Consider the following 14,733-nt stretch of genomic DNA (forward strand, 5'->3'; position numbering starts at 1 on the left):
GTGATTTATCGAGATAAAGGATATTTTGGAGGTCAACAACATGAATGCTGTCGTTATTGCTGTACTCGTCATGCTTATTTTGAGCTTGATGCGCGTACAGGTTGTATTAGCCCTTGCCATTGGTGCATTTACAGGAGGAATCGTCGGGGGATTAGGCATCAACGAGACGATCGCTGTTTTTACAGATGGATTGGGCAACAATGCCACAATCGCACTTAGTTATGCACTCTTAGGGGCATTTGCATTAGGACTATCAAAAACAGGGCTGCCGGAAGTGCTTGTTTCCGGAGCACTTAAAGTGACACAAAAACAAGGCGATACAAGAAAACAAGTGTTATCGAAAGCCCTATTGCTTATTATCATCGTAACCATCTCTATCTTTTCACAAAACCTGATACCGATCCATATTGCATTTATTCCGATTCTGATCCCGCCATTGTTGATGATTTTCAACGAGCTTAGAATGGATAGACGAGCACTTGCTTCATCTATCACGTTCGGATTGACTGCGCCATACATTTTGCTGCCAGTCGGATTCGGACTGATCTTCCACCAGATCATCCAGGAAGAAATGGAGAAAAGCGGATTAGTTGTAGAGATGACGATGATCCCGAAAGCGATGAGTCTTCCTGTCATAGGGATGGTGATCGGTTTACTGATTGCCTTATTCGTCTCTTACAGAAAACCACGGACCTATGAACACAAAGATATTGCAAATGAAAGCGAAGATATTTCCGCTGAGTTTTCAAAAAGATCGATTACATTTGCAGTCATCGCAATCATTGCGACTGTTGTTGTGCAAATACTTACGGAATCGATGATCATGGGCGCACTAACTGGTATCATCCTTTTATTCTTTGCAGGCTCCTTTTCCATACGTGAATCGGACGTCATTTTTACAGATGGAATGAAAATGATGGCGTTCATCGGATTTGTCATGATCACGGCTGCGGGCTTTGCTGAGGTCATGCGGAAGACAGGGGACATCGAAAAACTCGTTGAGGGCGCGTCTGCGGTGTTTGCCGGGAATCAGGTACTTGCAGCGCTCGTGATGCTATTAGTCGGGTTGCTCGTGACGATGGGGATCGGTTCATCCTTTGCGACCATTCCGATCATTGCAACGATTTTTGTCCCGTTTGCACAAGAACTGGGCTTCAGCCCGCTGGCGATCGTCGCACTTGTAGGGACAGCCGGCGCACTGGGGGATGCTGGCTCCCCAGCTTCGGATAGTACACTCGGACCAACTGCAGGGCTTAACGCAGACGGTCAGCACAATCACATTTGGGATACATGTGTACCGACATTCCTGCACTATAACATCCCTCTTGTCTTGTTCGGGTGGATCGCTGCAATCATCTTTTAGGTTAGAGAGGCCTCTCTTTTGTAGGAGGTCTTTTTTTACTTATAAAGAAAGTAAAATATAAGAAAAACTAAGGCTCAGCCTGCGCTAAGGCTTGACTTTACCAAATTTTCTTTACTGGTGAAGAATTGTGAGAGTATTAGGGAACAATGTGAGTAGGATAATCACGACAAAGTGCTGTGAACGCCCCAGAAGTTTAAAAAAATCGGAACAGCATCGATAAATATCACGACATTCTCAATTGGAAAGGTGATTGCATATGTATTTCGGAAAAGAAAAGGAGCAGGAAAAAGGTGAGCGAGTGCCGCCGAATCAAATCGTTACGAAAAAATGGCCGGTGCTTCATTACGGGGATGTTCCATATTACGAGGATTTGAATGAATGGGATCTCAGGTTATTTGGGCTGGTAGAGGAAGAAGTTCGTCTGTCCTATGATGATGTGATGGAATTGCCTTCTGCTAAGCTGAACAATGATATCCATTGTGTGACTGGGTGGTCAAAGCTGGATAACCAATGGGAAGGAATTTCGACAAAAGCTTTAATGGAGAAGGTCAATATCCTACCTGAAGCGAATTATGTAATGATTCATGCAGAAGAAGATTGGACAACGAATCTCCCTTTAGAGGACTTTTTAAAAGAAACAAGCCTTCTAGCCCACACGCATGATGGAAAACCGCTGACGCCGGAGCATGGATTCCCTCTCCGAGCGGTCATTCCGCATCTTTATTTTTGGAAGAGCGCAAAATGGATCCGCGGGATTGAATTCATAGCTGAAAACAAGCCGGGGTTCTGGGAACGGAATGGTTACCATATGCAAGGGCGTCTTTGGAAGGAAGAGAGGTTCAGTTGGGATTAATTCAAGGAGGGTATTATGGAAAAGAGCGAATTACATAAGTTCCATCGGAAATGTGCCGTCGACCTGTTCAACAAAGTCTGGGATCTAATTGAAAAGGAAGATCGTAATGCTGATGAGGAGCTGGAAATGATTCACGCAGCCCATACTTCTCGCCACCATTGGGGTATTATAGGGGAACCGGTCAATTTCGCCAGGGGAGAATGGCAGATTTCGAGAGTGTATGCGATATTGAATGTCACAGACCGCGCTCATTACCATGCTCAACAAAGTCTGGACTACTGCCTGGAAAACAATATCGGGGATTTCGATCTCGCCTATGCATATGAAGCGCTGGCACGTGCAGCCTTTGTTGGTGGGCATCTGGATAAGTACAAGGAATACATTGAGCTCGCAATGGATGCCAATGAAGCAATCAAAGGGGAGAAAGACAAGGAGATCTTCGAGATGGACCTGAAATCACTGACCGCGGCCACTTCCTGAAAGTAGAAAGTCAGGTGAAAGACTACATAAAAAAATAGAAACCACGATAATATAGGATAAAAGAGCAACCGAAGGGCAAAGAGAGCCCTCCGGTTGCTCTTTTTCGTTTAACCACATCTGTACCAGGCACCGATCCAAACTCCTAGGGAGAGTAAGCTCAAAAATGGTGCCAGGCACCGATTCAAACTCCTAGGGAGAGTAAGGCTCAAAAATGGTGCCAGGCACCGATTCAAACTCCTAGGGAGAGTAAGGCTCAAAAATGGTACCTGGCACCGATTCAGACTCCTAGGGAGAGTAAGGATCAAAAATGGTGCCAGGCACCGCTTCAGACTAAATCGATGCCTGGTACACTAATCAGTCGAGGTATCTTCTTGCGCCTGCGTATTCTTCTCCGTAGCCGGGTGCATCGTAGTCGTCAATTTTGACAGTGGTGCTGGAGTTTGGCGAGTGGATCATCTTCCCGTCACCAATGTACATACCGACATGATGAACACGGCCTTGTCCGTTATCATAAGCGAAGAAAATCAAATCGCCTTTTCGCAGGTCTTCCTCGTCAACTGGTGTACCATGCGTCGCTTGGACAGAGGAATCACGTGGAATTGTAATGCCGTTCGTTTTATAAACGGTATGGGTGAAACCTGAGCAGTCAAAACCGAAGCCTGACATTCCTGCCCATAGATAAGGAAGTCCAAGAAACTTTTCTGCGGTTGCAAGAACATCATCAGCAGTCGGGTTCGGGATGTCACTTTTAGATTCGTAAACCTCGACCTTTTCTGATGATAACCATTTCGCGCCATCACTTGGCGTCAATACCAGGGTCATCTCGCCAGCATCTTTCAAGACAGGCAGCCTTGTGTTCATGCTGATTTCCATGAATTCAGATGACTTTTGCTTGTCTTCATATAACCAAGCAGTAGGTTCTTTAACAATAGCCATCGGTTTCCGATCGACCATCTTTCCGAAACCGCTACCCTCAGTTAACTGATCTTTCGGCATCCAGCCAGGATAACCCTCATCGTTTCTTGGTGTAGGCTGTTCATGTGCTGCAACTTTCACCCAATCTCCTTGTTCTTCTAAAATTGTTACTTTAGATCCGAGTAAGGCTTGAGTTTCGAGGTTTCCTACAAGCCAGAGTTTTTCCTCATACGTCATTGAACTTGTCCATTCCCGAAGATCGACTGGATTTGTCGCAGATGGTTCATCCACCGGACGTAAGAGATCAGGTGCTACCCAAAGTGTAGCCGCAGCGACATCCACATAAGCGTTTTTTTCAGTCTGAAAATCTGCCAAATCTTTTGCACTGACCGCTTCTAATGAAAATGAAGCAACAAGAACAAGAGAGAGAAAACCAACCAACCATTTTTTAAAAAGTTCCATAGAAATCCCCTTTCATTTTTGGCTCTTTTCTAAAAGAGTGTTGCTTTTTAGTCATTTTTCAAAAAACACCTTTTGCAATTTTCGAGGAGTCTCGCACCTTGTGACTTTTAAAGAAAACTTGGCAAGACCAAGTCTTTTGAGGTCGAGCCTTAGTTGCCGCCCTTATACTGAAGAAAGTATTTTATATTTTCTTTAAGTGCAAGAGTAACAACGTTTGCGAAAACAGCCTCATTTTTTAATGGAAAACTTCAAACACTGAACATCAGAGGGCAGACAAAATGTTTGCTGTCAAAATCCCGAAGTAGGTTCCTAACAAGCTTCCAAGAACAGCCATCAAAATCCCGATCGGAATCAGGGATCGATGGAATGCTCCAGCTAATATCGGAGCGGATGCAACTCCACCAATGTTGGCAAGAGAGGCAACTCCCATCGTGAAAAGGTCAAGCTTGAACAGTTTCGCGAGAAGGAACATGACAATTCCATGGAAAAACAAAATCATGAACCCTGAGATGATATAGACCGGCGCCTGGAAAAGCTGTGAAAAATCAGCGTGTGAGGCGATCAACGCGATGACGATATACAACATCACTTTCGATAGCTCGAATGAGCCAGGGACTCTCGCCACCTTCGTCATCGCAAGTACAATTCCGACAACAGAAGCAAAAATGATCGTCCACGTCGTACTATTCACTGCTGTACCTAGCTCTGGCAGACTGTTACCTATTTTCGTCCCTAACGCAGAAACAAAAATTGCAAGCGCAAGGAGGCTGAGCATCTCAACAAACCCGATCCTTGCACCTTCATTTTCTTCTTCTGCAGCTGAAATTTCAGCAGATACCTGATCAAGGTATATCGTATTCGTTTTGGTCCACCGGTTGAATTTATCGGAAAAAGGCACCAGCCAAAACATGAACATTACCCAGAATGAATAGTTCACTGTATCCATGATCAGCGCGTAGCCGAAAATGTTTTCAGGCACAGCAAGGATATCCTGAAGAATCACCATGTTTGCGGAGCCGCCAGTCCAGCTCGCGCTTAACGCAGCAAAGGCTTTCCAAGTATCTGTTGCATAGAATCCTTTCATCAAAAGGTATGTAAGTGCGAATCCAATGACGATACTTATCGATGCTGCAAAAAAAGCCCCTAACATTTTAGGTCCAAGCCGGATGATTTTACGTAGGTCACAATGTAAAAGCATCAGCATCAACATCGCTGGCAACAGGACACCTCTGACAGTTCCATACGCTGTATCATTAGACTCGGAAGCGGCAAAGACCCCGAATGTTTGAAGCAACGCACATACAAGATAAATCAATACAATGCCAGGGACGTACTTGAAAAATTTAGAGCGGCTTCTTTTTTCCGAAATAGCGATGACTGCCGTAATGACCAGCAAAACACTGACGTACATGATCCCATCCTGAATCATTCCTCTTTCAACTCCTTTCAGTTTGTAAACAAAAAACAGCTAATCGACGATATGACACAGTCGATTAGCTGGATTTCCCCTAAGTGACCAGAGGAAGCAACTATCCTTCAACAATTTGTTGATATTTGATACTAGCATTTTTGAACGCAACGACCAACGCTTTTTGTGAAGAACCAAAATAACGGGTTTCGATCTCAGTAGTAACATTCTCCGTATCTCTGATCGATTGACCGATAAATAAGGATTTAACAAACTTCTCTGTTAGTGAGATGGTCGCTGAGCAATCAGCATCCACAATCAAACCACTCTCTCGATCGATGACAAGGCCGATAAAGAAGGCATTGAATTTCTGGGTGATGGGGTTGTTGGAACTTGTTTTCGCATCCCCGATTATGTAAATAGTATTTTTGTTGTACATGCTATTCCTCCTGGGATCAAACCGCTGATATCATGAGAGGTGTCCGCTGGTGAAACGAACAGTCTTCAAAATAGGCGCTTTGAACCTACAGCAATATTGTAATATAGCGGATGAATATTCTCAATATTTAATCTATTTTATGGTGGAAAAATAGTCCATTGTCATCAATTAAACAACCCGGGCCATAGTGCTATTTTAACCTTCCGTTTGTTTGTGAAAACAGCCTTTCTATAAAACTTTGACATATAAAAAAGAACATGTTACGATTTAGTCACATTAAACATGTTACTTATAGGTCACATAATGAAAGAAGGTGTTGGAGATCAATGAAAAAATTGATGAGCTTTCGGTAACATTCAAAGCATTAAGTCACCCGATCAGGAGGCAGATTTTGGACTTGCTCCATAATGGTCCATTGTCAACTGGAGATTTAGATGAAAAGTTTCCGGATGTAACCCGATATGCGGTGATGAAACACCTTGATATGCTTGAAAGCGCTAAGCTGATCACAATCCGAAGAGTCGGAAGAGTACGAATGAATTATTTGAACGCTGTTCCGTTGCGACAAATTTATGATCGTTGGGTGAATAAATACGATGATCAAGATGCCGCTTCACTTATAAGGCTAAAAGAAAAAATTGAACAAAAAACAGGGAGGAATGAAGAAATGGAAAACGGACTCAAGCAAGATTCATTTCAGATCGAACAGGAAATATCAATTAAAGCACCAAGAGGACAAGTATATAAGGCTCTTACAGAAGAAATCGACCAATGGTGGGCATACCGGCTAAGCGGTTCAGCGAAATCAACTTTGACATTTGAACCAACTGTGGGAGGTCGCTTTTTAGAGACATGGAGCAATGATGAAGGTGCTCTTTGGGGTGTCGTTACCTATGTAAATGCCCCGGAAGAAATTCGGTTGAATGGGCTCCTGGGGATGAAAGGCGCTGTTAATAGTGCATATTCATATACACTAGAGGAAAATGGAGATGAAACGATCGTAAAGCTTTCCCACCATGCAAGTGGTCTGTTAGATCCAGAATGGAAACAGATGCATGACAGTGGTTGGCAAGAACTTCTCGGAAAGTTCCTGAAAGAATATGTTGAATCTGGGAAACGGCCAGAACAAGCAGAATAACGAAAGAAAGGTGGTCATCACTCCGTGAGTGTGACCACCTTTTTCTACCTTTCAATGAATTTCATGTCAGGAATCCATTGGGACATATGTTGTTTGATTTCTTTGTAAGTTTGCTGGTGATCCAACAGTTGGAACATCGGCTGGATCGTGTATTGACGATCGACCCACGTTGGAAGGAAAGCTGGTTCTTCAAGAGATATTTCTACCTCGTCACCCTTCATAACTTTTTTCACATTGATTTGAACGATGCCGCCGATATCTTTATAATCTCTCCGCTGACCGGAAAGGAAGTTCCCTAATGAATAGGTGACAAAGGTACGGCTGCCGTCCGGGTTATCAATCCATGCAGCAGGTTGGAGAACATGTGGATGGTGTCCGATGATAATGTCAGCCCCTGCTGCAGCGGCTTCATTAGCAAGAAGCTTCTGTTGCTCATTCGGTAACCGCTCATATTCATTTCCGAAATGGAGGCTAAGCACAACGACATCCGATATCCGCTTTGCTTCTTCAATCTCACTTTTGATCAAATCGATATCAATCAAGTTAACCAGGTGAGGCTTCGATTCCGGTACAGGTATTCCATTCGTTCCATACGTGTAGCTTAGGAACGAAAAAGTGATGTCGTTACGCTCAATCAGCCGCAGATTCGTACGGTCCTCTTCAGAACGATACGACCCTGTGTATTCCATACCGATCTCATCCCAGTGATCCAAAGCGTTCAGAATTGCATCTTCTCCACGATCAAGGGTATGATTGTTAGCGATTGTAACGAGATCGACACCAGATTCCTTCAATGTCGTACCGATTTCGAAAGGACTATTGAATCTTGGATACGTTGAAACACCGATTTCACTCCCACCAATCATCGTTTCCTGATTGGCTATCGTAATATCCGCACTTTCCAGATAAGGTTTAACAAGTTTGAACATTGCAGTGAAGTCGTAACGCCCCTCACTAGTCTTAGCTTGATTATAAACATAATCATGTATTAAAATATCACCGACTGCCATTAATGACGCGGTGGTGGTGATCTCTTCTGGTTCAGGTTCAGGCACATTCTGTTCAGCTGTTTCTGTTTGTTGTTCAGCCCTGGAAGGTGCCTCAGTTTCTGCTTTCAAGAAAAATTCGGAATTTAAAAAGAACATAAAGAGTAAAGCAAAGGAAACGACAAATAACGAGATTACCGTGACTTTTTTCATAATCCAACCCCCTTACTACCATTTTAGTCGTTTTTTTAAAACAAGCCATGACTGATTATAGCGAAAAAAGTCGAACTTTAGACTTAAATAATAAATTATGAGGAGTACTACATATGATTCAATATGGTTTAGGAGAATATTCACACTGGGTATTTTCAGATGTACATGTAGATTTGATGGAAGAGGACAAATGGAAAAACCTCCATCTTTCGTTTGAGTTAGAAAAAGGGGAGATTCCGGAAGGATTGACAGACCCTTCTCTATTAGTCGTCATTGACGCGGGGACGGTAATGGAAATCGTCCTGCAGAATGAGGGCTGTGATTCAGAATACAAGCTGACGGATATGGAAAAAGAACAATTGATCACTTTGTTGAAGGATAAAAAATTATTCTGAAAAAAAGAGGCTATCCATTTTGATATAATCTGCTTTTTTAGTTATAAAAAGAGATTACCGGACACCAGAACCGTTATTTGTGACCAAAAGGCGAGATGGAAAAGTTTAGCGGACATGAGAGCTCTTATTTGAGCCAAAACTCTCGGATATTAGAGGTTTTGATCAAATTAAGGTCTCTGGTGTCCGCTATTTTTTAAAAACATGGCAATTTCGCATGAATAAGGTCTCTGGTGTCCTCTTAATTCTGCAGACCCCAAAAGACGGATATCCCAACGCATTTTACGTTTGCTTCAGTTTTGCAATGTCCATGAACCCGCAAATCTCCTCGCTGATTTCCTCTGGTATTTCTTCCGGCAGTAAATGGCCGGCATTTTCATACACTTTCAATTTTGCATTCGGCAAATCGTTGACCATCCGTTCCCCGACAGGAAGTGGAATTACCTGATCATATTTTCCCCACAATAATAAGACAGGATGATTGACTTGCTGAAGTTCCTCTGGCTGCATATCACCCTCACGATGTCTCAATACCCGTATCAGTGCATGGAATGTTTCTTTATCGTTGAAAGGCTGTGCATACCCATTTATCAAATCATCATCGATCAACGACGGGTTATGGACGACAGTAAGCAGGTTTTCACGCACCCCTTTTTTACTGATCCAATGCTTGATGACATATACGAAAAACGGCAGGTAGGAGCACCGTACGATAAATCGGCTTGGACGCTTCAAATAACCAGAACAGCCGAGGAGGATCAACTTTTTGATTTTTTCAGGAACGATCCGTGAAGCATGCATCGCTACCTGTCCTCCCATGGAGTGCCCAATGACATACACATTCTCGATGCTCATATTTTCAATAAAGTCAGCAATAAGCTGCCCATAATTTTTTAAGGAATACATGAATTTTCTGGACTTTTCACTTTGTCCAAAACCAGGTAGATCAATCGCGAAGATATGAAAATGTTCTTTTAACAATGGGATGAGCCTGCGGAAACTGAAACAAGAACTCAAGAATCCGTGAATCAGAATTACGACAGGAGCATCCAGTTTCCCATGTGGATAATGTTCATAGTATATATTGATATCTTGAAGCCGCATCTGCTTTGATGGATTTATTTCTTCAGTTGTAGATGCCGTCATCTCCATTTTTTGTTTCACCCCAAACATCTGTTTTTTATATTAGTTTTTCCTTTGAACGCAACCTCATGTAGATCAAAAAATGACAATAAATGATGCCAAGCATGGACAAACGTCTGAAAAAAGGGCTCTTTTTCGAGCATATAGTCCTTCCGTTTTTTGGTTCAAGTACATATTTTATTATGAAGAAATATAAGGAGGTTTAGGGGAATGCCTCAGTATTACGATAACGATGAATATGATTTCGAATCAAATGTATCGGATGACCGTCCTGGTTGTTATCCGAAACCATATTGTCCACCACCTTGTCCACCGCAGCAACCGCAGCAAGTAGCTGGAGCACAGACACAGCCGCAACAAAGCCCGCTGTTATGTGTCCCTGTCGGTGCAGCAAATAATATGGTTGCTGGAATCTCAACCCAACAGCAGCCAGGTATGGTAGCAGGTGCACAATCGCCTTATGGCGGAGCCCCTTTTTATCCACCATATCCATTTTACGGGGGATTCGGCTATGGTATTGGTTGGATCTGGGCTGTAGTCGTCATAGTGGTGATCCTGCTCATCATCTGCGGATGCTGGTGGTGGTTCGGAGGTTGGCGTTAGACGATCTGACAATAAAGAAAGGGCTTGGCGTTATTCAAGCTCTTTTCTTTAGGTCAGATTCAATTCGTACAAGCGGGCGATAGCCTTTGATCGTTGAATTTCACAATATTTGGGTAAACTGTTACATAATTCACTAATATATGGAGGTATAGCATGCACTCACGACAAACAGTCATTTACATTTGTGAAGAATATCCAAGCGGCAATCGATATTATTATAAAAGGGAATTGATTACACATGATTCCTGGATGAATCCAAAATCATTGGAATGGTCAGCACCGCGTCCGATTTCCGAGAGGACGTTTTATGAAAGAGCAAGGGCAGGGTACCGGACAGAATATCGTAAAATCAACAAACCGGTCGCAAAAGTCTATCAATTCCCTCCACAAGACAACAGATGCTATCCATTTTATCCAAGAATGAGATGGCGATGACCGACAAATCAACTGGAAATTAAATGGGTTTAAAAAGTATGGACAGTGGAACATAACATAGTAGCACACTAACAGGGATGGGAGCTGAAAACTTGGAAAATCATCGTATTGCAAGAGATACATTAGGCGAAATCAAAGTTCCGAAAGATGCTTATTACGGCGCACAAACACAAAGAGCTGTGGAAAACTTCCCGATCAGCGGGCTGCGATTGCCAAGAGCTTTTATCCGTGCACAGGCAATCATCAAACGATCAGCAGCAATCGCAAATCGTGATACAGGACAAATTGAAGAGAAAAAAGCGAATGCCATCATACAAGCAGCTGAAGAAGTGATGGAAGGGAAGCTTGATGAACAATTTGTCGTCGATGCTTATCAAGCTGGAGCAGGAACGTCCCAGAACATGAACGCGAATGAAGTCATTGCTTCACGAGCCAGCGAAATATTGGGAGGGGAACGCGGCGATTGGACAAAGGTACATCCGAATGATGACGTCAATATGGCTCAATCGACGAATGATACGATCCATGTTGCCATCAATATTGCAGTTGCAGAAGAACTGCATCGCCAATTATACCCAGCTCTTGAAAAAACGATTCAAGCATTGGAAGAGAAGGCAGAAGAATTCCGACCCTTTATCAAATCCGGACGAACACACTTACAGGATGCAGTGCCGATGCGTTTGGGACAATCGTTCGATGGATATGCGCAAAGCATAAAGAACGCTTATGACGCTGTTAAATTAGCTGAACCGTTTCTTTACGAAATCGGTCTTGGTGGAAATGCTGTCGGTACTGGAATCAATTCACATCCTGAATATAGTGACAGGGCCATAAAGGCTGTCTCAGAAAGTACAGGCTTGGGCTTCCAACAGCCGAAAAACCGCTTCAGCTTCATGCAGAATACGGGCGCAGCGATTCGCGTCAGTCACGCCTTGAAGGAGATCGCCATCCACTTGATCAAAGTTTCAAGTGACTTCCGATTGTTAAGTTCAGGGCCAAGGACAGGGATCGCCGAGTTGAATTTACCACCTGTACAACCCGGTTCATCAATCATGCCAGGAAAAGTGAATCCGGTCATTCCTGAAAACCTTTATATGATCTGTTCGCAAGTGATCGGTAATGATACGTGTGTTTCAACTGCCGGAATAGGGAGCCAGCTGGAAATCAATCCAATGATGCCGATCATCGGTTACAATGTCCTGCAATCGATCACCATTTTATCCACTGGAATGGATACATTTACTGAACGATGCATCAAAGGAATCGAACCGAATGAAAGCAGAATGAGCGAATTGATGGAAAATAGTTTAGCCCTGGCTACGGCACTTAATCCGAAGATCGGGTATGAAAAGGCTGCTGAAATCGCGAAAGAAAGCTTCCGAACTGGAAAGACGGTTCGAGAAATCATTCTTGAGAGAGGGATCATGTCTGAGAAAGAAGCAGCGGACCTTCTAGATCCAGAAAATCTAGTGTAATGATCATAAAAGAGGGATAGAAAATTATATTGATATACATCCAGGGGCAGACATAAGTCTGTCTCTTTTTTTCTTGATTTACGTAAATTCGTTTTTTTCGTGATAAATAAACCCATGCCCGTCCTTTATGAAAAGGTCTTCTTTTTTCATGAAGCTAAATAGGAATAATCCTGATGTCAGACTGTTTTTTAAAAAATTTAGATAAACTTGTATTTTCGACAAACTTTTTACAAATCATATGGGTAATATAAGTACAATTGGTAAAAAATAAAATTTTTGTCTGAAACAGAGTCGATTGTCACTCGTCTAATCTAAAGTATAGGATTATAATGTTAAAGTATGGGTATTTCAGTTAAATTTTTGAAGAATTATGAAGGAGGCAAGTCAGATGTGTGGATTTGTCGGTTATGTCTCTGACCAACCAAGAGATGTGGATGCATGCGAAATAAGACAACTAAAAGGAATGACCAACCTCATCACTCATCGAGGTCCGGACGATGAAGGGTTTTTTTATGATGATCATGTTCGATTCGGTTTCCGAAGACTGAGTATTATAGATATAGAAAGCGGCCATCAGCCTTTAACATATGAGGATGAGCGGTATTGGATCATCTTCAACGGAGAGATTTACAATTATGTTGAACTACGTGATTCATTGATTGAAGAAGGATATGAATTCCAAACCCAATCAGATACAGAAGTCATTTTAGCCAATTTTGTATTTAAAGGTACCGAATCCATAAAAGATTTACGCGGTATGTTCAGTTTTCTGATTTGGGACAAAGAGAAGAAAGAACTGTTCGGTGGGCGAGATCCATTCGGCATTAAACCGTTCTTTTACACAGAAATGGGCGGGCATCTTTATTGTGCATCTGAAAAGAAAAGTTTATCAGCTTTACATGAAGAAGAAGTCAATTTAGAATCACTTCACCACTATTTGACGTATCAATTCGTTCCCGAACCAGATACGATGTCGGTCGATATACAAAAATTGATGCCAGGGCATTTCTTTACAAAGAAACCTGGTGAAAAAATGGAGATTCGTTCCTACTGGAAGCCTACATTCAATGTAAAGCAAGCTCCGATTGATCGTACCATAGAAGACATTCGTAATGTGATGAGAGATTCCGTCAAGGTACATATGCGTAGTGATGTGCCCGTAGGCAGTTTCTTATCAGGTGGTATTGATTCAAGTGCAATTGTTGCATTAGCTCGGGAAATCAACCCAGAGATCAAGACCTTCACAGTCGGTTTCGAACGTTCTGGATACAGCGAAATAGATGTTGCTGTATCGACTGCAGCCGCTTTGAATGTTGAGAACATCCATTACATTGTCCAACCTGAAGAATTTGTAAGTGAGTTACCAAAGATAATCTGGCATATGGATGACCCAGTCGCAGACCCAGCAGCAGTACCCCTGTATTTCGTTTCACGTGAAGCGAGCAAGCATGTGAAAGTTGTCTTGTCAGGTGAAGGTGCAGATGAATTATTTGGCGGTTATACGATTTATAATGAACCGAACTCTTTAAGAGGCTATCAAACCTTGCCGTTGGGGTTACGGAAATGGTTGAAGAAACTTTCAGATATCCTGCCTGAAGGGACGAAAGGAAAAAGCTTCATCGAACGTGGCAGCATGTCGATGGAAGAACGTTATATCGGTAATGCGAAAATGTTCACTGAGCTTGAAAAAGAGTACTTGCTTAAATCGTACAACAAAGAATGGAATTATCAGAAGGTCACAGCGTCAATCTACGAAAATGCGAAATCGTATCATGATATCCACAAGATGCAATATGTAGATATGCATACATGGCTGAGAGGCGATATCCTTGTCAAAGCGGATAAAATGACAATGGCAAACTCACTCGAACTTCGGGTGCCATTCCTGGATAAAGAAGTCTTTCGGGTAGCATCACAAATCGCGCCTACAGATTCTGTGACTAACGGTACGACCAAATACGCGTTCCGTGAAGCGATGAAAGGAATTGTCCCAGAATCGGTCCTTTATCGAAGAAAGTTAGGCTTCCCTGTACCGATTCGTCATTGGCTGAAAAACGAACTCTATGACTGGGCAAGGACACTGATCAAAGAGAGTAAAACGGAACAATATATTGATAAAAAAATCGTTTTGCGGATTCTTGATGAACATCGCACTGGAAAACTGGATTATAGCCGTAAACTATGGACGGTCCTCATATTCATGGTCTGGCACCAGATCTATGTCGAGAATCTTTATGACTTCCACGGACATGTGCTAGAAGAAGATGAAATGTTCATAAGAAAAGCAGCAACAAGCTGATTAAGCTTTCAATGATATTTGGGAAATTGTGCAAAAAACCACTGTCATACCAGTGGTTTTTTCCTTTTAGAATCTTTTTTCAGTTTTTGTATTAACCTGGGTTGTATGTTATACTGTTAAAGTTAAAAA

The 14,733-nt window shown here is 42.5% G+C and carries 14 protein-coding genes; 9 read left to right on the forward strand and 5 right to left on the reverse strand.

Annotated elements, in window-relative coordinates:
• Positions 1–40 precede the first annotated feature (40 nt).
• The 3 genes from N8M93_RS06585 (at position 41) to N8M93_RS06595 (ending at position 2,696) form a co-directional block, all read left to right on the forward strand.
• A complete protein-coding gene (locus N8M93_RS06585) occupies positions 41–1,363 on the forward strand; it encodes a Na+/H+ antiporter family protein (RefSeq protein ID WP_261130469.1) in 1,323 nt (440 codons plus the stop codon).
• A 256-nt stretch (positions 1,364–1,619) separates the two neighbouring features.
• Positions 1,620–2,216: a sulfite oxidase-like oxidoreductase gene (locus N8M93_RS06590; protein ID WP_261130470.1), complete on the forward strand. Its 597-nt coding sequence runs from the start codon at positions 1,620–1,622 to the stop codon at positions 2,214–2,216.
• A gap of 15 nt (positions 2,217–2,231) precedes the next feature.
• Positions 2,232–2,696, forward strand: a complete 465-nt coding sequence (locus N8M93_RS06595) for a hypothetical protein (protein WP_261130471.1) — start codon at positions 2,232–2,234, stop codon at positions 2,694–2,696.
• A gap of 354 nt (positions 2,697–3,050) precedes the next feature.
• Here N8M93_RS06595 and N8M93_RS06600 read toward each other — a convergent pair whose 3' ends face one another.
• From N8M93_RS06600 to N8M93_RS06610, 3 genes are all read right to left on the reverse strand, one after another.
• Positions 3,051–4,073, reverse strand: coding sequence for a C40 family peptidase (locus N8M93_RS06600; protein WP_261130472.1), 1,023 nt, complete (start codon positions 4,071–4,073; stop codon positions 3,051–3,053).
• A 262-nt stretch (positions 4,074–4,335) separates the two neighbouring features.
• Positions 4,336–5,502, reverse strand: a complete 1,167-nt coding sequence (locus N8M93_RS06605; RefSeq protein WP_261130473.1) for a DUF819 domain-containing protein — start codon at positions 5,500–5,502, stop codon at positions 4,336–4,338.
• A gap of 100 nt (positions 5,503–5,602) precedes the next feature.
• On the reverse strand, positions 5,603–5,920 hold the full coding sequence (locus tag N8M93_RS06610) for a DUF3870 domain-containing protein (protein WP_261130475.1): 318 nt from the start codon (positions 5,918–5,920) through the stop codon (positions 5,603–5,605).
• A 313-nt stretch (positions 5,921–6,233) separates the two neighbouring features.
• Between N8M93_RS06610 and N8M93_RS06615 the strand changes: the two genes are divergently transcribed.
• Complete coding sequence (locus tag N8M93_RS06615) at positions 6,234–7,058, forward strand: SRPBCC domain-containing protein (protein ID WP_261130476.1); 825 nt, start codon at positions 6,234–6,236, stop codon at positions 7,056–7,058.
• Positions 7,059–7,102: 44 nt separating this feature from the next.
• Here N8M93_RS06615 and N8M93_RS06620 read toward each other — a convergent pair whose 3' ends face one another.
• A complete protein-coding gene (locus N8M93_RS06620) occupies positions 7,103–8,257 on the reverse strand; it encodes a CapA family protein (RefSeq protein WP_261130478.1) in 1,155 nt (384 codons plus the stop codon).
• Between the two features lie 113 nt (positions 8,258–8,370).
• Between N8M93_RS06620 and N8M93_RS06625 the strand changes: the two genes are divergently transcribed.
• Positions 8,371–8,652 (forward strand): hypothetical protein, encoded by a 282-nt coding sequence (locus tag N8M93_RS06625; RefSeq protein ID WP_261130480.1) that lies wholly within the window; start codon positions 8,371–8,373, stop codon positions 8,650–8,652.
• A 279-nt stretch (positions 8,653–8,931) separates the two neighbouring features.
• Here the strand turns inward: N8M93_RS06625 and N8M93_RS06630 are convergent, their stop codons facing one another.
• Positions 8,932–9,801, reverse strand: coding sequence for an alpha/beta fold hydrolase (locus N8M93_RS06630; protein WP_261130481.1), 870 nt, complete (start codon positions 9,799–9,801; stop codon positions 8,932–8,934).
• Positions 9,802–10,002: 201 nt separating this feature from the next.
• Here N8M93_RS06630 and N8M93_RS22785 point away from each other — a divergent pair, with 201 nt between their 5' ends.
• The 4 genes from N8M93_RS22785 (at position 10,003) to asnB (ending at position 14,604) form a co-directional block, all read left to right on the forward strand.
• Entirely contained in the window at positions 10,003–10,395 is a 393-nt protein-coding gene (locus N8M93_RS22785) for a hypothetical protein (protein ID WP_314728265.1), read from the forward strand.
• A gap of 153 nt (positions 10,396–10,548) precedes the next feature.
• Positions 10,549–10,830, forward strand: a complete 282-nt coding sequence (locus N8M93_RS06640) for a hypothetical protein (protein WP_221566624.1) — start codon at positions 10,549–10,551, stop codon at positions 10,828–10,830.
• A gap of 77 nt (positions 10,831–10,907) precedes the next feature.
• Positions 10,908–12,305: an aspartate ammonia-lyase gene (locus tag N8M93_RS06645; protein WP_261130482.1), complete on the forward strand. Its 1,398-nt coding sequence runs from the start codon at positions 10,908–10,910 to the stop codon at positions 12,303–12,305.
• 388 nt (positions 12,306–12,693) lie between these two features.
• Entirely contained in the window at positions 12,694–14,604 is a 1,911-nt protein-coding gene (asnB, locus tag N8M93_RS06650; protein WP_261130483.1) for an asparagine synthase (glutamine-hydrolyzing), read from the forward strand.
• Positions 14,605–14,733 lie beyond the last annotated feature (129 nt).

Source organism: Bacillus sp. Marseille-Q3570, assembly GCF_946151055.1.
Classification (GTDB): domain Bacteria; phylum Bacillota; class Bacilli; order Bacillales; family Fictibacillaceae; genus Pseudalkalibacillus.